We start from the raw sequence: 19,781 nt of genomic DNA on the forward strand, positions 1-19,781 counted from the left end.
GGGGGGGGGGGGGGGGGGGGGGGGGGGGGCGGGCCGCCCCGCCCCCCCCCCCCCCCCCCCCCCCCCGCGCCCCGGGGGGCGGCCCCCCCCCCCCCCCCGCGGGCCCCCGACCCTTTCCTGTCCTCAACTCCAGGAACCGGACCAGTTCGAGTCGTTGCGGTCGGCGCGGTGGTCCCCGCTGCCGTTGCGCCACTGCGGGCAGGGGTCCGCGCAGCTCGGCACCCAACGGCCGCCGGTGTCGACGTACGCCGCGGGCACCCAGCCCTGGGCGCCGACGAACCAGTACCAGGAGGCGTCGCCGTTGAAGCTCTGCCCCTGGGCCCGGCACTGGACCCGGTCCTGGCTGCCGGGCGAGAGCCGGTCGACGACGCGGGAATGGACGCTGGGGGCCGCCCGGACGCTCAGTTCGGTACGGGAGACGATGGTTCCCCAGATCGGACCGCCGCCGCGCCCGTCGCCTCCGTGTCCGTCGGCATAGGTCGGCGGGGTCGCCGCTGCTGCTGTCGTGCCCGCCGCAGCGCCGGCGAAGGTACCACCGGTGAGCAGGGCCGCGGTCAGAATCCGCAGGGCTGGAGTGGTGCGCATGATCGGCCTCCTTCTCCCCGTCACCAGGAAACACCCGTTCGGGTCAGCCCTCCACCCGAGCACCCGTCAGGGGAACTAACCGCAGCTCAGGGCCACTTTCCCGACGGATCGCACGCCCACTGAAACCCTGATTGACCCCCCATTCACCCCCCATTCGGCCCCGATCCGCGTCCCCCATACGCGCCCCCTCCAGCGCCCCCTAGGTGACTCCCTGGGTAACTCCCCAGGCGACTCGACTCCCTAGGGCGACTCCCCAGGGGCCCGCCGACGTTCGCTCCGCGCTCCCCCTGCTCCCCGTGCCCCCTGCTCCCCGCGCTCCCCGCGCTCCCGTGCTCGTTCGGTGGGTGTCGTGCCCCCAGATGCAGTCATCCCGCTCGCGCACGGCGCCGGGCGGGCCTTGCCTGGGGGAGTGGCCCCTCGTCCCTCCCGTTCGCTCCGTGTGCGCGGCGCCCTGTCGGCGGCGCTGATCGCCCTCGCCTGCCTGCTGGCGCCCTGCGGCGCGCTCGCGGCGTGGGCGGCGTACGGGCTCGCCGACACCGCCCGTTACGTCACGGCGATGTCGCCGCTTGCGGCCGACCCGGCGGTGCGGGACGTGGTCGCGGACACCGTCGGCGACGGGATCATGGCGCAGGTCGACGGGCGGCCCGACGTCCGTCCGATGCCGGGCGCGGTACGGCCGTTCGTCCACGACGCGGTCGTCTCCTTCACCCGCACCGCCGCGTTCCGGGCCGCCTGGGACGCCGGCAACCGTGCCGTCCATGACGCCGTGCTGCGCGCCCTGCGCGAGGAACGCGGCGGCCGCCCGCAGGACGTGACGGTGGACCTGGCGCCGGTCACCGCGCAGATGAAACGCCAACTCACCGACGACCACATGCCGTTGGCGAACCGCATCCCGGTCGAGCACACCACCGTCTCGGTCCTCCCGGCGCAGGAGGTGGACCGGTTCCGAAGGGGATTCAGGGTGTTGGAGTTCGCCGGGTTCTGGCTGCCGTCGGCGGCCGTCGCCTTCGCGGTCGCCGGGATCGCCGTCGCCGCCTGCCGTCGCCGCGCGATCACGGCGACCGCGCTGGGAACGGCGCTGGGGGGCGCGTTCCTCGGTCTCGCGGTGGCGATCGGGCGCCGGCTGACCCTGGCCGACCTGCCCGAGGAGGCCCGCAGACCGGCCGCGGGCGCCGTCTACGACGCGCTCACCGAGACCCTGCGGTACGCCGCCTGGCTGCTGGTCGCCCTCGGCCTGGTCGTGGCGTTGGCGACCTGGCTGACCCGCCGCCGCGCCGCCCCCGGCCCCCTCAAGACACTCGCCGCGCCCGCCCCGGCCGCGCCGCCGAACATGACGGTCGCGGGGCCGGGCGACCCTCCGATGCCCGGCTGAACGACGGCCGCCGAACGCGCACATGGGTGCGGCCCGCCTCCTGACCAAGGGGGCGGGCCGCACCCCGTGGGGGGTGTGCGAGGGCAGTCGATGTCAAGGGCCTTGCCTGGCAGGCTCGTTGGGCAGACCCTTGTCCAACTCGGCTAGAGCTCTGCTTACTTGGTGAGGCTCTTGTCGAGTTGCTTGTCGAGGGCGGCGGCGAGGCCGTTGATCCACAGCTGGTTGACGCGGGCGCGCTCGGCGGCGTTCGGGCTGGAGTTGGTGCAGGAGGTGCCGGGGCCGCCGCCGGACATCAACTCGCTGCACGGGCCCGTGTAGTGGTCCGGCAGGCCGAGCACGTGCCCGGTCTCGTGGGCGGTGACGCGCACGGAGTCGTACTGCTGGTTCTGCGCGTAGTCGAGGAAGACATAGCCGCTGCCGTGCCCGTTGGTGGACGCGTACGAGCCGCGCGAGTCGTTGCCCTCGCGGTAGCTGAAGTCGGCGTTCGCGGCGGAGCCCGAGGCGAGCTTCACGTTGGTGACCGCGCCGTTCCAGATCGCCGTGCTGCGGGCTATCTGCGCGCTGAACGTCGGTGCGGCGGACGCGTTGTAGACGACGGTGACGGCGGCGGTGGACGTCGGGTTCGCGGCGCGCTTCTCGGCGACCGACGCCAACACGGCTTCGAAGAAAGCCTTGTTGGCCTTGGCCTCGGCGGCCGAACCGTTGTAGGCGGTGAGCCCGGCCGGGGCGGTCGGCGTGGCGGCGGAGGCCGGGACGGCGGCACCGAGCGTGGCGAGGCCGAGGCTGAGGCCGACCGCGATGGCAGCGCGCGAAAGGGAGTTGCCCATCGATGACTCCTAGGGTGGGGGGTGAGTCGTCATCGAGGAGTTTCGGCGCCCCCGGCGCGGCTGTGATGATGGCAACGGGCGATAGCACGGCCCTATCGGCGACGCCACCCGGCCGAAACAGGTCACTCACCCGCCCCGATTGAGCCACACTCAGGGTGATTTGCTCATCTGGTGAAAGCTGTGAATCCGCTTTACGCTCCGATCGCATGGAGCTTGAGGTGAGGCATCTCCGCGCGCTGTGCGCCATCGCCGACACCGGCAGTCTGCACCGGGCCGCCCGCGAACTCGGCGTCGCCCAGCCGTCGTTGAGCACCCAGTTGCGCCGCATCGAACAGGAACTGGGCGGCTCGCTGTTCGCCCGCGCCCGCACCGGCTGCCGACCCACCCCGCTGGGCCGCCTGGTGCTCAGCCGCGCCCGCCCGCTCGTGGCCGACCTGCGCTCCCTGGTCAGCGAGGCGCGGGCGGCGGCGACCGGCGGGCCCGCGCCACGGGTCGGCTCCACCGCGAGCCGCGCGCTCGCGGGCTGGCTGCGCCGACTGCGCGCGTGCGGCCAGGACCCCACCCTGCACATGAACGTCTCGTCGAACGCCCTGCTCCACATGGTCGCCGACGGCCAGCTCGACGTGGCGTTCGTGCACGAGGTGGAGGGCCTGCCGCTGCGGGTGCCGGAGGGGCTGCGGCTGCGGGTGCTGGTCGGCCGGGAGCCGCAGTTCGTGTCCCTGCCGGCCGACCACCCGGCGACCCGGGACCCGGTGGTCGACCTGCGTGACCTGGCCCAGGACCGCTGGATGATCGACCCGACGGTGGACGGCGAGTGGGACGCGGTGCAGCACATGTTCCGCGCGGCCGGCATCAACCCGCTTGTCCTGCACGGCGATTACCACACGGCGGCCGCGCTGGTGGCGACCGGCGACGTCGTCACCGTCTGCCAGCCGTCCTGCCTGCCGCACCCCGAGATGGCCGTCCGCCGCATCGCCGGCGACCCCCTGGGCGTACGGCTGCTGCTGGCGGCCCGCACCGAAACGGACCTGGACGGGGCGCTGCCCGCGCTGGAGGAGGCGTACTGGGAGGTGGCGAGACAGGCCCCGGCCTACAGAGCCTGGCTGGAGTCGGAGGCCACCCCCACCACACCCCCGACCCCAGCCTTCCCGTAGGACCCGCAGGACCCGCAGGCCCCGTAGGCCCCGCAGGACCCGCAGTACCCGTGGCTCTCCCTAGGGCCTACCCGTAATACCCGTAGGCCCCTCAGCCCCCTCCCCTAGGGGACGAGTCAGCCCCCGTAGGGGATGGAGCACCCCCGTAGGGGATGACTCAGACCCCGATGTCCTCGCCGTCCTTGTGCCAGACGGCGACGACGGCCGGGCGGACGATCTTGCCGGGGCCGTCGGGCCAGACGCTGGCCGGCTTCTCGACGCTCGCGCCGGAGACCTCGCCCGGGTGCTGGACGGAGACGAGGACACGCCGGTCCTGGACGAGCGGGCCGCAGGTCTCGGCGCCGTTCGGAACCGTCAGGAACTGCTTCAGCTCACCGCGCCGCTCGCCCCGGGTGGCGACGCCGAACAGGCCGTCGTGGGAGCCGAGTTGGTTGCCGTCGGTGGAGATCCACAGGTTGCCGTGCGGGTCGAAGGCGACGTTGTCCGGGCAGGAGATGGGGCTGACGTCGGCCTTCGGGAACCCGGCGAAGTAGGTGGCCGGGTCCTCGGGGTCACCGGCGACGAGGAAGAGGGACCAGCCGAACCGGGTGCTGTCGGCGCGGTTCCAGCGCTCGGTCAGCTCCAGGATGTGCCCGTGCTTGTTGGCGTTGCGCGGGTTGGCCTCGTCGGGGCCCGGGTTGGCGCCGACCCCGCGGTTGGTGTTGTTGGTGAGGGCGACGTACACCTTGCCGGTGACGGGGGAGGGCTCGATGTCCTCGGGCCGGTCCATCTTGGTGGCGCCGACCTTGTCACCGGCGAGCCGGGTGAAGACGAAGACCTCGTCGGCGGACATGCCGTCGACGTGCGAGACGGCGCCCTTCGCGGTGGCGGTGGCCAGCGGCAGCCACTCGCCGCCGCCGTCGAACTCCCCGTCGGCGGGCAGCTTTCCGGTGCCGTCGATCTCGATGGCGGGCGAGTCGCCGGTGAGCCTGGCGACGTAGAGGGTGCCCTCGTCGAGCAGCGAGAGGTTGTGCTCGCGCACGGCCCGGGACGAACCCTTCTTCATCCGCTTGCTGCCGACGAACTTGTAGAAGTAGTCGAACCGCTCGTCGTCACCGGTGTAGACGACGGGCCGGCCGTCGTCGGTGAGCCGCACGGTCGCGCCCTCGTGCTTGAAGCGGCCGAGCGCGGTGTGCTTACGGGGCGTGGACTCGGGGTCGTACGGGTCGAGTTCGACGACGTACCCGAAGCGGTGCGACTCGTTGGGCTCCTGGGCGACGTCGAAGCGCCGGTCGAACCGCTCCCACTTGCGCTCGGTGGCACCGGTGCCGAGCCCGTACCGCTTGTCGGTACTACGGGTCCCGTGGGCGAAGTACTGGTTGAAGTTCTCCTCGCCGTGCAGGGTGGTGCCCCACGGGGTGGTGCCGCCGGAGCAGTTGTTGAGGGTGCCGAGCACCCTGCGCCCGGTCGGGTCGGCGGAGGTCTTCAGCAGCGGGGACCCGGCGGCGGGCCCGGTCAGCCGGAACTCACTGGTCGCGGTGGCACGCCGGTTGAGGTGATGCCGGGGAACTGCGGTCAGCGCGCCGGTCCTGCGGTCCTCCTCGACGACGACCACGCCGAGCCCGTGCGCGGCCCAGCCCACCTCGACCTGCTGCCGGGTCGGGTTCTCGGGGTCGTAGCCACGGAACATCAACACCTCGTCGGTGTACTCGTGGTTGGCGACGAGCACCTGGCGGCGCCGCTCGCCGGGCAGCGGCAGCAGCGCGAGGAAGTCGTTGTTGTACCCGAACTGCCCGGCCTGCGAGGCGCCGGTCTGGTGCTCGGGGTCGAAGGCGGGAGCGCCGCGCAGGATGGGGTCGCCCCAGCGGACGACGACGTTCTGGCGGTAGCCGTCGGGGATGGTGACGGCGTCGGCGGTGTTCGGGGCGACGGGCGCGAAGCGCAGCCCGCGGGCTCCCTTCGGTTTCCCGTGCCCGGGTTTGCCGCGCTCCGCGGCGGTGGCCTTCGGCGCCTCCGCGACGATGGCGGACCCGGCGGCACCGGCCACCGTGACGACGGCGGCGGCCCGCATCATGGAACGACGGCTGAGGGCGCCGGCGATGACATCACCGACGTAGGCGTTGGAGCTGGTGTTGGGCACCTCGTGGAAACAGGCATCACCACACCGGTAACGGCAGGTCAGCGCGGAACGCCCACCCGGGTGCGGACCTGACGGCGTTCCGATCAGCGGCAGCAGCTTGCGCACTTTACTCTCCCCTTGCAGTCCCTTGGTATGGGCGTGACGGTAAGGGGGCCCCTGTGCGGGAGCGCGGCGCATAGATGAACTAGGGGTGAACCCGGAGAATCTGTGGGGGTCTTGACAGAACGGCCTCTCGCGCGTTCCGACCCTCCCCAAGATCCCCACGCGGGGCCGCTAACCTTACGTGTCCGTCTAGGCCAGCGATTGACGGGTTTCAACTCACGCGAAGGGTTGCGCACATGGGCATTCTCACTCTCCTGCGGAACGCGTTCGGCAGGTCACGCAAGGGGCGTGACGCCGAAGCGGAGGGTGCGGACCGTACCTCTTCGCAGACACCGGTCACGGAGTCTCCGGCGACACCGACAGTCCCGTCCCCCTCCCCCGAACCCACCCCGGCCCCCCGGGCCACGGTCCCCGAACCCCGAGACGAACACGACCTCGTCACGGCGGCCTTCACCAACGTCACCGTCCCCCGCCCCACCACCACCTCCGAGGGCACAGAAGAGGGAACCAAGAGAGAACGCTCACGGGCCGACAGCGAGGAAAGGTCCACAGCAAGAGCAGAAGCAGAAGCCCAGGCAAGGACAGAGGCGGACACCCCAGCAACGGCAGAGGCCACCACCCCGGCAAGGCCAGAGGCCACCACCCCGGCCAAGCCCGAGGCGGAGGCGGAGACGCCGACCGAGGCAGAGGCGCCGGCTGAGGCGGAGGCCAAGGCTCCGGTCGAGGCTGAGGTGCCGGTCGAGGCGGAGGCCACGGCTCCGGCTGAGCCCGAGGCGCCGGTCGAGGCTGAAACTCCGGTGACGGCTGAGGTCGAGGCGCCGATCGAGGCGGAGGCCAAGGCTCCGGCTGAGCCCGAGGCGCCGGTCGAGGCTGAAACTCCGGCGAAGGCTGAGGTCGAGGCGCCGATCGAGGCGGAGGCCGAAGCCCCGGTCAAGGTCGAGACCCCGGTGACGGCTGAGGCCGAAGTGCCGGTCAAGGCTGAGACTCCGGTGACGGCTGAGGCCGAGGCGCCCGTCGCGGTCGAGGCTCCGGAGCCGGTCAAGGCTGAGGGCGAGCCTTCGGTGACGGCTGAGGCTGAGGTGCCGGTCGAGGTCGAGACTCCGGCGAAGGCTGACGCTGAGGCGCCGGTCGAGGTCGAGGCCCAGGTGGAAGCCCCGGTCGAGGTCGAAGCCCCGGTGGCGGCTGAGGTCGAGGCTTCGGCCGAGGTCGAGGAGTCCACGCCGGAAACGGCGGCAACGGCGCCCGAGGCCGAGGCGGCCACGCCCACGCCGGTCACCGAGGCTGTCGTTGAGGCGGACGCCTCGCCGGAGAAGGCACAGGCCGACGTCGTCGTCGTTGAGCCGACGGTCGAGGCGGCGCCCGAGGCCAAGGCGGAGGCCGAGCCGGTTGTCGAGGAGTCGGCGGCTGAGCCGCAGGCCGTCGAGGCAGAGGTCGCGCCCGTCGCCGAGGTCGTCTCGGAGCCGACGGTGACCGAGCCCGAGGTGCCGGTTGCCGACGTGACGGCTGAGCCGGAGTCGGAGATCGACGCCGTTGAGCCGACGCCCGCTGCCGTCGTCGTTGAGCCGACGGCCGCTGAGCCCGAGGCCGAGGTCGAAGGCGTCGTTGAGGAGCCGGAGGCTGAGCCCGCTGTGGCGGAGGCGCCCGCCACCGAGCCGACCGCCGAGGTCGTACCTGAGCCGGAGCCGATCACCGAGGTCACGCCGGAGGCGGACGAAGCCCCCGTACCCCCCGTAGTCCCGCAGGGTGATTCCCTCGTACCCCCCACCCTCGCCACCGCTCACGCCAGCGCCGCCGCCACCCTTGCCGCGCAGGGTCTCGCCGGGACGCGGGCGGACGTGTACCTGGTTCTCGACCGGTCCGCGTCGATGCGGGCGTACTACAAGGACGGCTCGGCGCAGGCGCTGGCCGAGCAGACCCTCGCGCTCGCGGCCCACCTGAACCCCGGCAACGACACCCCCGTGCACGTCGTCTTCTTCTCCACGGAGCTGGACGGCACCGCCGACCTCGGTCTCACGGACCACGAGAACAAGGTCGACGACCTGCACGCGTCGTTGGGCCGCATGGGCCGCACCAGCTATCACGCGGCCGTCGAGGCGATCGTCGCCCACCACGAGAAGCACCGCCCGACCCCAGAGACCCCCGCACTGGTGGTGTTCCAGACGGACGGCGCCCCGGACGCGAAGACCCCGGCGACCCAGTCGCTGACGGACGCGGCGGCGAACCACCCCACGTTGTTCTTCTCGTTCGTCGCGTTCGGCGAGCACGACAACAAGGCGTTCGACTACCTGCGGCGGCTGAAGACGCCGAACACGTCGTTCTTCCACGCGGGCCCGACCCCGCGCGAGCTGACCGACGCGGAACTCTACGAGGGCCTCCTCGCGAACTGGCGCCCGTAGAAAAACCCGGCACCGGTCACGAGGAACAGCCCCGCACCACCCCCGGCCGCCCGCTTCCCACCCCGTACAACGGGAGGCGGGCGGCCGAGCCGTGTCGGATACGATTTCAGTTCATCCAACGACCGACCCGGGAGCATCCCACGATGGCTCGACACCTCATCACCAGCGCCCTTCCGTACATCAACGGAATCAAGCACCTGGGCAACATGGTGGGGTCCATGCTCCCGGCGGACGTGTACTCCCGCTACCTCCGCCAGCGCGGCCACGACGTCCTCTACATCTGCGCGACCGACGAGCACGGCACCCCCGCCGAGCTGGCCGCGAAGGAGCGGGGCGTGCCGGTGGCGGAGTTCTGCGCCGAGGCGCACGACGCGCAGAAGGCGGTGTACGACGGTTACGCGCTGGCGTTCGACTACTTCGGCCGCAGCTCCAGCCCGCAGAACGCGGAGATCACCCAGCACTTCGCCCGCCGCCTGAACGACAACGGCTTCATCGAGGAGCGGGCGATCCGGCAGGTGTACTCGCCGGCCGACGGGCGTTTCCTGCCGGACCGCTATGTCGAGGGCACGTGTCCGCACTGCGGCTACGACAAGGCGCGCGGCGACCAGTGCGAGAACTGCACGCGGGTCCTCGACCCGACCGACCTGATCAACCCGCGGTCGGCGATCTCGGGCTCGACGGAGCTGGAGGTGCGGGAGACCAAGCACCTCTTCCTCCTCCAGTCGAAGCTTCAGAACGAGGTCGAGGCGTGGGTCGCCCGGCACGAGGCCGACTGGCCGCAGCTGGCGTCGTCGATCGCCCGCAAGTGGCTGACCGAGGGCCTGCACGACCGGGCCATCACCCGTGACCTGGACTGGGGCATTCCGGTCCCGGCGGACACCTGGCCGGAGCTGGCGGCCGAGGGCAAGGTCTTCTACGTGTGGTTCGACGCCCCGATCGAGTACATCGGCGCGACGAAGGAGTGGTCGGACGAGGACCCGGAGAACCGTGACTGGAAGTCGTGGTGGTACGGGCCGGCCGCCCAGGACGTGCGGTACACGGAGTTCATGGCGAAGGACAACGTCCCGTTCCACACGGTGATGTTCCCGGCGACCGAGCTGGGCGTGCGCGAGCCGTGGAAGATGGTCGACTACGTCAAGGCGTTCAACTGGCTGACGTACTACGGCGGCAAGTTCTCGACGTCGCAGAAGCGGGGCGTCTTCACGGACCAGGCCCTTGAGGTGCTGCCCGCGGACTACTGGCGCTACTTCCTGATCGCCAACGCCCCCGAGTCCGACGACTCCTCCTTCACCTGGGAGCACTTCACCGCGACGGTGAACAAGGACCTCGCGGACACCCTCGGCAACTTCGTCAACCGCGTCCTGTCGTTCTCGAAGAAGCGCTTCGGTGACGAGGTACCGGCGGGCGGCGAGCCGGGGGAGCCGGAGACGCGGCTCGGCGAGGAGATCGCGCGGCTGCTCGCGGAGTACGAGGAGCAGCTGGAGGCGTTGCAGTTCCGCAAGGCGGCGGCGGCGCTGCGGGCGCTGTGGTCGGCGGGCAACTCCTACCTGGAGGAGAAGGCTCCCTGGCTCCAGATCAAGACGGACCAGGAGGGCGCGGCGCTCACGTTGCGCACGGCGATGAACCTGATCCACCTGTACGCGGTGGTCTCCGAGCCGCTGATCCCGGCGAAGGCGCAGGTCATGCGGGCGGCGTTCGCGCTGGCCGACGACAAGGCGACGTGGGTCACCCCGGCCGAGGCGAAGTCCCTCACCACTCTCGCCCCGGGCGTCCCCTTCACGGTCCCGCCGGTCCTCTTCGCCAAGCTGACGGACGAGGACCTGGAAACGTACAAGCAGCGCTTCGGCGGCGCCTCGGAGTAACCCCGGGCACGGGGCGTGGGGCGCCCGGCCCGTAGGGGACCTGGGGCGTGGGGCGCCCGGCCCGTAGGGGACCTGGCCCAGAGGGAACCCGGCCCGTAGGGGGCTCGACCCGTAGGGGGCTCGACCCGTAGGGGGCTCGACCCGTAGGGGGTATCCCTCCCCTTACGGGTCGCCCCTGCCCGTGAGGGCCATACCGACCCTTAAGGGTCACCCTCACCCGTAAGGGAAGGCCCCCACCCTTAAGCGTCATCCCCACCCGTAAGGGAAGGCCCCCACCCCACGGGACGGCCCCACCCCGTAAGGGACGGCCCCCAAGGGCCCCGCCCCTCCCTACACCCGCTCCCCCGGCACCCCCGCATACGCCTCCCGCAACCGCTCCAGCACCGGATGGTCGACGGCGAACCCGGTGTCGTCGATGGCGGACAACGGGCGGACGCCGATGCCGGTGTTGGTGGCGAAGGCCGCCGCCATCCCCTTGGCCCGCGCCAGCGTGACGGGGGCCGTGCGGTACGCGGTGTGCCGCTGGAGCAGGGCCACGGTGACGCCCGGCAGCACGGGGGCCTGCGGCCAGATGACGGTGCCGTCGTGGTCGACGAACCCGACGTTCCAGGTGCCGCCCTCGCTGACGAGCCCGTCGGGACCGACGAACAGGGCGTCACCGAACCCCGCGCGCTGTGCCTCGGCCCGGGCGTGCAGGGTGCCGAAGAGACCGACGTGCTTCACCTCGGGGAGATCCCGCACATACGGCACGCTCTTGACCCGCAGCGGCGCCAGGGTCAGCGGACCGGCCGCCCGCACGGACACCAGGATGTGCAGATCACCGGCGTCACCGGGGTGCCCGAGGTCGACGGCCGGGTCGTAGACAGTGACCCGCACGACGCACGCCCCGCCGCCGCGCTCCGCCAACTCCCGCCGCACGTACTCCCGTACGCGTCCGGCGTCGAGGCCGACGCCCCAGACCAACTCGCTGTCCCGCACCAGCCGTTCGAGGTGCAGGGCGAGACCACGGATGCCGCCGTCCTCGTCCACGCGCATGGAGGTGAAGTGGCCGACGTTCGTCAGGGCCAGCGGCAGCAGATCGTCCACGGAGACGGGCTTCCCGTCGAGAGTGACCATGCCGACCAGGATGGCAGCACCGCCCGGATCACCCGGCGAGGAGGGTGACGGCGAGGAACAGCAGGCCCTGGGCGTCGGCCCACGGACGGGGGTGGACGCCGGGCCGGGGGCGGTAGAGGGCGAGGATCGTGACGTTGTAGAGGGCCCAGAGGGTGATCGGCACGGGCAGTACGAGCTGGCCGACGAGGACTCCGCAGGCGGCCATGGTGTAGGCGAGGAGGCGGGTGCGGCGCTCGCCGAGCAGCACGGGCAGGGTGCGGGTGCCGTCCCGGCGGTCGGCGTCGAGGTCGCGCAGGTCGTTCAGGAGAGTGGTGACGCCGCCGATCAGCAGGACGGCCAGGGCCAGGTACCAGGTGCGCGGGTCGGGCAGCCGGTGCTGCTGGGCCGCGGGCAGCAGGACGCCGACGACGACCCAGACGGTCATGACGAACGGGAGCTTGAGGCCCGGCAGTTGGCGGGGTGCCAGACGCCGGCCCCGCCATCGCAGCAGGGGCGTGGCGTAGAACCACGACATGGCACCGGCCGTCGCGAGGGCCGCGCCGCACCAGGGCCGCGCGACGACGAGGGCCAGCAGCACGGCGACGCACACCCCGGCCCAGCGGGTGAGGCGGCGGGCGTGCCGGGCCATCCAGGCGGACCGCTCGCTGGTGCCGTCACCGGCGGACTGCAACCGGTCGCGGGTGTGCAGGGCGGCGATGAAACAGAAGACGAAGAGGCCGGTCAGCGGGTCGGCGGGGCGGTGCAGGGCGAGGCTGGTGACCCAGGTCATCGCGGCGGCGGTGGCCCCGATGGTGACGTTGGCCCAGGCGAGGAAGGTCAGGGGCCCGGGCCCTGCGGCGGCCTCCGGAACGACGGGACCGGCATCGGCGTGAGCGCTCACCGAACACCTCCTGTTTCCACGTGAGTCGAGGCGCCGCCGACCTGAACAGGGGCCGTGTCGAAGGGCGTCCGACCGCCCGCCTCCTCCTCACCGGCGACAGCGGCGGCACCGGTGCCTCCGGGGGCCAGCCGCCAGCCGCGTCGGGCCAGGCAGCGCCGGAGGTGCTGCTGCATGTCGTCGACCGAGGTGACCATGAAGCGCCCGGGACGGTCGTGCCCGGCCAACGGCACGTCGGCCTGGGCCAGCACGGTGTCCATCAGCCTGCGGGCGCCGGGGAAGTTCGGTGCGGTGACGCAGGCCAGATAGTGGAGGGGCCAGCAGGCGGCGGACCAGGTCACCCCGGCGTAGGCCACCAGGCCGGGCAGATAGAGGATGCGGTGGGTGGGCACGACGAGCAGCCGGCCGATCAGTCCGATCCCGTCCGGCACGGGCGGCAGCAGGGCGTCCAACTCCGGTGTCATATAGGGGTGTTCGCCCGTTCCGGGGCGGTGCCGGGTGACGCGCATGGTGGCGACCGGCAGCCCGCCGGCCGAGGCCAGCAGGACCAGCCCCTCGTCGTCCTCGTCGTCCCAGCCGGGACCCGGCACCGGGAACCCGAACTCGCGGCGCAGCCGCACGACTTGGGCCCGCTTCGACGCGTCGGCACGGTCGCCGGTGACGCTCTCGACCGTCAGGACCGAGGCGCCCCGCACCGCCGAGAGACGGTACTTGCCGACACGTCGGTGAATAAGAACGCCCATACCTCTGACAAATCCCTCGGGGAACGGACAAGGCTCCGCCCGATTGATCACGGAGTCAATTCACGCACAAATAAGAAACCTCACGCGGATTCAAAACCGACCTCCTGAAGAACCCGCTTTCGCAGTTCTACGTGCTCAACTTCCCGGAGTCCAACCCACCTGCCCATTAGCGTGAACCCCCTCGCGCACAGGTTCGGAACCACAACAAACCAACGGGCCACCCCAGCTCCCATGACACGCTCCGAACAACAGAGGGCCCGCGAATCGCCGCGTCCGACAAGCCACACCGACGTCGCCACAGAACCATCACTCCGCATCCGAATATTGCACATACCGTGCAGAATGCGCCCTTCACCGACCAGTTCACCAACAGAAGGTAAAAACTACACGGTCAAGACAGGGCAAAACGGAACGGGATTCGATTAATCCTTCCTTACCTTTCCTTACCTCCTGTTAACTTCACTGCGGCTCCGGGAGAGACACGACCGACCCGGGCCATGCAAGTAACGGGATGAAATAATGCGCAAGTTGGCAGTCGGCGTGCTCGCCGGCGGACTCTTCGCCCTAAGTGCTGGGACCGCGATGGCGGCCTCGTGGCACAACATGCCGACAGTCGAAACGGGGGGCGCCAGGTTCCTGGGGGGCAAGTACGTTTTTCAGCCCCCGGGGAGCAAGCACGGCGCCTTCGAGTGGAAGGGAAACCTTCAGGACTCGGGCAAGACGGACGGGAACAACGTCTACGTGCAGGTCCGGGTCGAGGGCTACAGCTGGAGCCGGTACAACGGCAAGCAGAAGAAGACCGTGGCCCTCCACAAGTTGAACTGGGACGGCGCGGCGCTGCACACCGACAACGCATACATCCGCGTCTGTCGGGACAAGGGCTCGTTGAACCCTGACAACTGCTCTCCGACCAAGCACTACAAGAGGTAGTCGGTCACTCGGCAAGATCGCGGGCCCAGGGCACCCCTGGGCCCGCACGCTTCTTTGGGGGAAGCCAACAGCATGTCAGACATTCTTACTGCCACGGGAGTTGACCTTTCCTATGGCAAGCAGCTCGCTGTCCGTGATGCCCATCTCTCGGTCGCTCCCGGGGAAGTCGTGGCGATCACCGGGCAGAGCGGTTCCGGCAAGTCCTCGTTGCTGTACTGCCTCGCCGGGGTGCTGCCCCCGACGAGGGGCCAGGTGCGGTTCGAGGGGCAGGCGCTCGATGAACTGACCGACGACGAGATCAGCGCGTTGCGCCGGGAACGTTTCGGATTCGTCTTCCAGTACGGCGAGTTGCTCCCGGAACTGACCGTGGAGGAGAACACCGCCCTGCCGCTCCGCCTCGCCGGACAGCGCAAGAAGCCCGCGCTCGCGGCTGCGGGCAAGGTGCTCGACCGGCTCGGCCTCGGCGAGCTGCGCGAACGTCGGCCCGGGCAGGTCTCCGGCGGCCAGAGCCAGCGGGTCGCCGTCGCGCGCTCCCTCGTCCACCAGCCCGCCCTGGTCTTCGCGGACGAGCCGACGGGGTCGCTCGACAGCGCCAACGCCGACGCCGTTCTCAAGGAGTTCCTCGGCCTGGCGCGTTCGCAGGGCACGGCGGTGATCCTGGTGACGCACGATCCCGGCATCGCCGCGCAGGCCGACACCCACTACACGATGGCCGACGGAGTCCTCGGCCCGCGAGGTGCGGCGTGAGTGAATTCCTGCTGGGGCTACGGCTGTTGTTCGGTTCGGGGCGCGGCAGCCGTATCCGTTTCTTCCTGATGGCGGCGGGCGGCTCCATCGGCGTGTGCTGCCTCGCCCTGGTCCTGACCATCCCGGCGATCCTCGACGCCCACGACGGCCGGGACGCGGCACGGCAGCCCCTCACCTCGTCCAACGGCCCGGCCAACGGCACGCTCACGTTGCAGCGTGACGACGCCTACGGTTCGCAGCCGTTCACCCGGGTGTTCATCGCCCGGGGCACGGGAGGCACCCAGGAGGCACCGCCCGGACTGCGTGAACTCCCGCGCCCCGGCGAGGTGTTCGTCTCCCCGAAGGTGCGCGAGCTGCTGCGCGAGGCACCCGGCATCAAGGGACGGCTGCCCGGCCACGTGGCGGGCGTGATCGGCGCAGCCGGGCTCTCCCAACCCGACGAGCTGTACGTCTACATCGGCACCACCCGCGCCCAACTCGCCGACGAGGGAAGGACGTTGAAGGGGTTCGGCTACAGCTACGCGCCGTCCCCCGCCATCGACTCCTCCACCCTCACGGACGTACGGTTCGCGCTGGCGACGCTGGTCCTGCTGCCGTTGGGGATCTTCCTGTCCGTCTGCGCCCGGCTCTCCGCCGCCAGCCGCATGCGCCGCCTCGCGTCGCTGCGCCTGCTGGGGCTGAGCACCCGGGGCACCCAACGGGTGAACGCCGCCGAGACCGTCGTCGCCGCACTGCTCGGCGCGGTGCTGGGACTCGGTGAGTTCTGGCTGCTCAACCAGGTGATGTCCCGGGTGGGCCTGCCCGCGCTGCGCTGGTTCCCGGGCGACGGCGCCCTCTCGGGGAGCACCGTCGCCGTCTGTCTGATCGGCGCTCCGGCGCTCGCCTGGTTCGTCGGCCGCAAGAGCGCCCGGGAGGCGACCGCCAACCCCCTCGCCGTCCGGCGCACAGCGGTGCCGCGCCCGCCCACCAAGTGGGTCGGCCTCCTCCTGGTCGTCGGCCTGGGACTCGTGTGCGGCTACTGCGCGACGGCCTTCACGGCGCATCCCGCCTCAAGTCGCGGGCTGAACGCGGTACTTATCGTCGTCGGCGTCCTGGCGACCGGCATCGGACTCGTCCTGACGCTGCCGTTGCTCTCGTACGCGCTGTCCAGCCGGATAGCGCGTTCGACACAGTCCCTGACCCTCAACCTGGCGATGCGCCGCAACGAGGCGGAGCCGGGCAGCACGATGCGGGTCGTGACCGGCCTCGTGCTGCTGGTCTACGTCGCCTCACTCGCGCAGGGCGTCCTGATCCAACTGGAGCAGGTCACCCGTCCTGACGGGACGATCCGGAACTACACCGTGCCGCTGGCGGGACTCAGCACCGAGCAGCAGCGGACCCTCACTCATGTGTCCGGGGTCCGCGCGCACGCCGTGCTGATGGACTCCTGGGCCGACCCCAACACCGACGCCGTCCGGGACACCGTACTGGTGGGCAGCTGCGCCCAGTTGAAGCGGATGAACCAGCGCACCGAGGGCTGTGTGGACGGCAAGGTGCAACGCCTCGTCGACGTCGAGGCGGCGGACTTCGGCCAGAAGACCGGCACGTCGTTCCCCTTCCGTATCCGTCTCGCCGACGGACGGCACAAGACCGTGAAGATCTCGGTGCCCGCCGACCGGATCGTCTACAGCGGGTCCTCGGTGAACGCCGTCGGCTACGCCGACATGATCGTGCCGCCCTCCGTCCTGCCCCCCGGCGCCGTCCCGCGCGACCAAGGTCTGCTTCTGCTGGCCGGCAGCTCCGACCCCGATCAGGTCCGCCGTACTCTCGACGGCATCGCCGCCATCGCCCCGATCGCGGAGGTCGAGCCCGTCGGGCTGAACGTGCAGGGCCTCGAACAGATCGCGGTCGTGAAGACGTTGCTCGCCCTCGGCATGATCATGGGGATGATCATCGGCGTGGCCGCGTTCGTCGTGTCCGTCACCGACCGGGCCGTGGAACGCCGGGCGCAGGTCACCGCCGTGACGCTGATCGGCGCGCGGGCGACGACCATGCGGGCGGTCCAATGCGCCCAGGTCGTGCTGCCGTTGGGCCTCGGGCTGCTGCTCGCGCTGGTCACGGGCAAGCTCGCGGAGTCCAGTTACCTGATCACCGGGGGCGGCGCGATCCGCTGGGACCTGGCCGGCCTCCCGCTGCTGGCGCTGGCCGCGCTCGGCGTGGTCGCGGCGGCCGCCGTCAGCGCCATGCCCCTGGTGGGCCGCCGCATCGACCCGGAGCTGATCCGCCGCGACTGACCCGGCCGCACGCACGTGAGAGTGCACCTACGCATACGCAACGGCGATGAGGGCGCCCCCTGCTCAGGGGGCGCCCTCATCGCCGTTCCCGCACGCCCTCTCCCCCACCCCGGCGATATCCTCGAAGAATCCTCAGAACTCGGTGTGGGAAATCCAGGTTGCCGGTGTTCGGAAAAGCTGGCTGTGAGGCTTTTCCGGCCACTGCAATACCGGCCTGTGAGCCTGCCGGACTAGGCTGAAGCCCGAAGCAGCAGCGCATTACTCTGCCCGCCCAGATGTACCCCGCGGATTTCGCCCCCACGTGAATTCGCAATGTGCTGGAAAGGAAACTCCCTTGTCGGAAACCATCGCTCCTGAGCTGCCGGGCCAGCAGGCGGACCCCTACTTCAACCCTCTGTCCGACGAGATGGTCGCCGATCCGCACCCGGCCTATCACCGGCTGCGCGCGGAAGCTCCCGTGTACTGGCACGAGGAATTGCAGGCCTGGCTGCTCACCCGGTTCACGGACTGCCAGGAGGTGCTGAAGGATTCGCAGACGTTCGCCGCGGATTTCAGGCGCATCGGCATTCCCACCCCGGACACCCTGCTCAGCCTCCAGACGCTGGACCCGCCGGAGCAGACTCCGCTGCGCCACCTCGGTCTCGACACGTTGCGCGCACAGGATCTCGGGGCGTTCGGCGCCGACCTTGAGCAGTTGGCGGACGAGGAATTCGGCAAGCTGGCGGAGCGGGGTTCCTTCGACTTCGTACAGGATTTCAGCGACCGTTTCACGCTCACGGCGATGACGCGGCTGCTCGGGGTGCGGGGCCCCGAGGAGGACGCGACGTTCCACGCGCTGAACAAGGATCTCGACCACAGCATGGACTCCGGGTTCGACCCGGATGCCGAGGCGGCCGGTATTCGCGCGCGGGCCCGTTTCAACGCGCTGGTGGAATCGTGGCTCGCCAATCCGCCGGAGCAGGGCGTGATCGCTTATCTGGCCGAGCACCAGGCCGAGGGCAAGGTCCCCGTCGAAGTGGTCGTCAATTCGATCCGGGCGTTCTTCCACGCCGGTTTCGAGGTGCCGAGCCGTTTCCTGTCCAACGCCGTGCACGCGCTGCTGCGGCAGCCGGAGGCGTTCGACGCCCTGAAGGCCGGGGTGGAGACGGGGCCCGCGGTGGAGGAGCTGATCCGCTTCGCCGGACCCGTGCACGCCCTCAGCCGCGCCTGCACGCAGGACACCCGGATCGGCGGGACGGTGATCAAGCGCGGTGACATCGTGGTCGCGCTGATCGGCGCCGCCAACCGTGACCCGGAGCAGTTCGCCGACCCGGACACGCTGCGGCTCGACCGCACCTCCAACCACCACCTCAGCTTCGGCCGGGGCGCCCACTCCTGCCTCGGGGCGATGGTCGGCCGCGCCGAGGCGAAGGCCGTCCTGGGCGCCCTCGTCCGGCACGCGCCGAACCTGCGCGCGGCGGGCCCCGTCGTCCAGCGCCGCAACGCCACCCTGCGCGGCCTGTACAACCTGCCGGTCGAACTGGGCTGAGCCCCAACTCCCCCTCGTCCGCTCCTCGTTCGACGCCCCCTCGGAGGCACTGGCATGTCACTGAACAGCACTGGAATCCCCGTCCCGGCGGACCCGGCCTCGTCCGAGCGGGTGAGCGCGGACATCTTCAACTCGGCGCTCGCGGCGGCCGGGATCAGCGCGGCCTGGAGCATCGGCGCCCTGGACGCGTTGCGTGACGCGGGCCGGCTCGACGTCGCGGACTTCGCCGAGCGCCACGACCTCGACCACCCGGCGCTGCGGGAGGTGTTCGCGTCGCTGGCCCATGTGGGCGTGGTCGTGCGCGACGGCGACGCGGTGACGCCCGGACCGCACTTCGCCGCCGTCGACCGGGACAAGGGTTTCTTCTACTGGCTGACCCGCGGCTACGGCGAACTCTTCAGCGAGCTGCCGAAGTTGCTGCACAACGGCAACCGCACGGGCCAGTTCTACCGGCGGGACGGCGCCGCGATCGGCGTCGCCTGCCGGGAGAACAACCGGGTCTTCTTCGACCCGACGTTCACCCCGGTGATCGAGAAGCTGGAGTTCTCGGCGGTCGCGGACCTCGGCTGCGGCAGCGGGGAGCGGCTGATCGACATCGCGAGGAACCGGCCGGGCGTGCGCGGCATCGGCGTCGACCTGTCGGAGAGCGTCCTCGAACTCGCCGGCCGTGAGGTGGCGGAGGCGGGGCTGTCGGACCGGGTGACCCTGGTGCGGTCCAACGCCACCGAGCTGGACGCGAGTCCGGAGTTCGTGGGCGTCGACCTGGTGACGAGCTTCATGATGGCGCATGACTTCTGGCCCCGGGAGGCGTGCGTGGCCTCCTTCAAGCGCATCCGGGAGTGCTTCCCCGACGTGAAGCACTTCCTGCTCGCGGACACGGCCCGCGTCACCGGGGTGCCCGACGGTCAACTCCCCGTCTTCAGCCTCGGGTTCGAGATGGCGCACGCGGTGATGGGCGTCTACCTGCCGACGCTGGACGAGTGGGACGACGTCTTCGCGGAGTCGGGCTGGCGGTGCGCGGACCGGCACCTGATCGACACCCCGGCGAACAGCTACATGTTCCACCTCGTGCCCAACTAGGTCCCGACCAGATCCCGACCAGGTCCCGACCTGGTCCCGAACAGATCCCGACCAGGTCTCCGCCAGATCC

General features: G+C 70.9%; 15 protein-coding genes. 9 read left to right on the forward strand and 6 right to left on the reverse strand.

Annotated elements, in window-relative coordinates; all coding sequences use genetic code 11:
- Window positions 1-123: 123 nt before the first annotated feature.
- Window positions 124-585, reverse strand: coding sequence for an SH3 domain-containing protein (locus ACIQOU_RS09240; protein WP_401535444.1), 462 nt, complete (start codon window positions 583-585; stop codon window positions 124-126).
- Between the two features lie 409 nt (window positions 586-994).
- Between ACIQOU_RS09240 and ACIQOU_RS09245 the strand changes: the two genes are divergently transcribed.
- Window positions 995-1,957: a hypothetical protein gene (locus ACIQOU_RS09245; protein ID WP_401535445.1), complete on the forward strand. Its 963-nt coding sequence runs from the start codon at window positions 995-997 to the stop codon at window positions 1,955-1,957.
- Window positions 1,958-2,112: 155 nt separating this feature from the next.
- On the opposite strand, the gene snpA is transcribed toward ACIQOU_RS09245, so the two are convergent.
- Window positions 2,113-2,784, reverse strand: a complete 672-nt coding sequence (gene snpA, locus ACIQOU_RS09250; protein WP_401535447.1) for a snapalysin — start codon at window positions 2,782-2,784, stop codon at window positions 2,113-2,115.
- Between the two features lie 206 nt (window positions 2,785-2,990).
- Between snpA and ACIQOU_RS09255 the strand changes: the two genes are divergently transcribed.
- Window positions 2,991-3,938, forward strand: a complete 948-nt coding sequence (locus ACIQOU_RS09255) for a LysR family transcriptional regulator (protein WP_401535448.1) — start codon at window positions 2,991-2,993, stop codon at window positions 3,936-3,938.
- 157 nt (window positions 3,939-4,095) lie between these two features.
- On the opposite strand, the gene ACIQOU_RS09260 is transcribed toward ACIQOU_RS09255, so the two are convergent.
- On the reverse strand, window positions 4,096-6,162 hold the full coding sequence (locus ACIQOU_RS09260) for a PhoX family protein (protein ID WP_401535450.1): 2,067 nt from the start codon (window positions 6,160-6,162) through the stop codon (window positions 4,096-4,098).
- 233 nt (window positions 6,163-6,395) lie between these two features.
- On the opposite strand from ACIQOU_RS09260, the gene ACIQOU_RS09265 reads away from it, so the two are divergent.
- A complete protein-coding gene (locus ACIQOU_RS09265) occupies window positions 6,396-8,555 on the forward strand; it encodes a VWA domain-containing protein (protein ID WP_401535451.1) in 2,160 nt (719 codons plus the stop codon).
- A 143-nt stretch (window positions 8,556-8,698) separates the two neighbouring features.
- Complete coding sequence (gene metG / locus ACIQOU_RS09270; protein WP_401535453.1) at window positions 8,699-10,417, forward strand: methionine--tRNA ligase; 1,719 nt, start codon at window positions 8,699-8,701, stop codon at window positions 10,415-10,417.
- A 330-nt stretch (window positions 10,418-10,747) separates the two neighbouring features.
- Here the strand turns inward: metG and ACIQOU_RS09275 are convergent, their stop codons facing one another.
- From ACIQOU_RS09275 to ACIQOU_RS09285, 3 genes are read right to left on the reverse strand one after another with little or no spacing between them, the layout of a single operon-like run.
- Window positions 10,748-11,533, reverse strand: a complete 786-nt coding sequence (locus ACIQOU_RS09275) for an aminotransferase class IV family protein (protein ID WP_401535455.1) — start codon at window positions 11,531-11,533, stop codon at window positions 10,748-10,750.
- A 28-nt stretch (window positions 11,534-11,561) separates the two neighbouring features.
- The gene (locus ACIQOU_RS09280; protein WP_401535456.1) at window positions 11,562-12,413 is read right to left on the reverse strand and encodes a UbiA family prenyltransferase; all 852 of its coding nucleotides are present in this window, start codon (window positions 12,411-12,413) and stop codon (window positions 11,562-11,564) included.
- The gene (locus tag ACIQOU_RS09285; protein WP_401535457.1) at window positions 12,410-13,153 is read right to left on the reverse strand and encodes a hypothetical protein; all 744 of its coding nucleotides are present in this window, start codon (window positions 13,151-13,153) and stop codon (window positions 12,410-12,412) included. Before ACIQOU_RS09285 ends, ACIQOU_RS09280 begins: the two co-directional genes overlap by 4 nt.
- A 519-nt stretch (window positions 13,154-13,672) precedes the next feature.
- On the opposite strand from ACIQOU_RS09285, the gene ACIQOU_RS09290 reads away from it, so the two are divergent.
- From ACIQOU_RS09290 to ACIQOU_RS09310, 5 genes are all read left to right on the forward strand, one after another.
- The gene (locus ACIQOU_RS09290; protein WP_401535459.1) at window positions 13,673-14,083 is read left to right on the forward strand and encodes a hypothetical protein; all 411 of its coding nucleotides are present in this window, start codon (window positions 13,673-13,675) and stop codon (window positions 14,081-14,083) included.
- Between the two features lie 72 nt (window positions 14,084-14,155).
- A complete protein-coding gene (locus ACIQOU_RS09295) occupies window positions 14,156-14,830 on the forward strand; it encodes an ABC transporter ATP-binding protein (RefSeq protein ID WP_401535461.1) in 675 nt (224 codons plus the stop codon).
- Window positions 14,827-17,103, forward strand: a complete 2,277-nt coding sequence (locus tag ACIQOU_RS09300; RefSeq protein ID WP_401535462.1) for an ABC transporter permease — start codon at window positions 14,827-14,829, stop codon at window positions 17,101-17,103. Before ACIQOU_RS09295 ends, ACIQOU_RS09300 begins: the two co-directional genes overlap by 4 nt.
- 334 nt (window positions 17,104-17,437) lie before the next feature.
- Complete coding sequence (locus tag ACIQOU_RS09305; protein WP_401535464.1) at window positions 17,438-18,631, forward strand: cytochrome P450; 1,194 nt, start codon at window positions 17,438-17,440, stop codon at window positions 18,629-18,631.
- 54 nt (window positions 18,632-18,685) lie between these two features.
- Window positions 18,686-19,711 (forward strand): SAM-dependent methyltransferase, encoded by a 1,026-nt coding sequence (locus ACIQOU_RS09310; RefSeq protein ID WP_401535467.1) that lies wholly within the window; start codon window positions 18,686-18,688, stop codon window positions 19,709-19,711.
- Window positions 19,712-19,781 lie beyond the last annotated feature (70 nt).

The sequence above is a fragment of the Streptomyces sp. NPDC091279 genome, assembly GCF_044757465.1.
Classification (GTDB): domain Bacteria; phylum Actinomycetota; class Actinomycetes; order Streptomycetales; family Streptomycetaceae; genus Streptomyces.

What these genes read in the sequence shown, in the direction of transcription:
- ACIQOU_RS09290 (WP_401535459.1), top strand. Translation starts at nt 13,673, where the DNA reads ATGCGCAAGTTGGCAGTCGGCGTGCTCGCCGGCGGACTCTTCGCCCTA.
- ACIQOU_RS09275 (WP_401535455.1), bottom strand. Translation starts at nt 11,533, where the DNA reads ATGGTCACTCTCGACGGGAAGCCCGTCTCCGTGGACGATCTGCTGCCG.
- ACIQOU_RS09265 (WP_401535451.1), top strand. Translation starts at nt 6,396, where the DNA reads ATGGGCATTCTCACTCTCCTGCGGAACGCGTTCGGCAGGTCACGCAAG.
- ACIQOU_RS09310 (WP_401535467.1), top strand. Translation starts at nt 18,686, where the DNA reads ATGTCACTGAACAGCACTGGAATCCCCGTCCCGGCGGACCCGGCCTCG.
- metG (WP_401535453.1), top strand. Translation starts at nt 8,699, where the DNA reads ATGGCTCGACACCTCATCACCAGCGCCCTTCCGTACATCAACGGAATC.
- ACIQOU_RS09255 (WP_401535448.1), top strand. Translation starts at nt 2,991, where the DNA reads ATGGAGCTTGAGGTGAGGCATCTCCGCGCGCTGTGCGCCATCGCCGAC.
- ACIQOU_RS09295 (WP_401535461.1), top strand. Translation starts at nt 14,156, where the DNA reads ATGTCAGACATTCTTACTGCCACGGGAGTTGACCTTTCCTATGGCAAG.
- snpA (WP_401535447.1), bottom strand. Translation starts at nt 2,784, where the DNA reads ATGGGCAACTCCCTTTCGCGCGCTGCCATCGCGGTCGGCCTCAGCCTC.
- ACIQOU_RS09285 (WP_401535457.1), bottom strand. Translation starts at nt 13,153, where the DNA reads ATGGGCGTTCTTATTCACCGACGTGTCGGCAAGTACCGTCTCTCGGCG.
- ACIQOU_RS09240 (WP_401535444.1), bottom strand. Translation starts at nt 585, where the DNA reads ATGCGCACCACTCCAGCCCTGCGGATTCTGACCGCGGCCCTGCTCACC.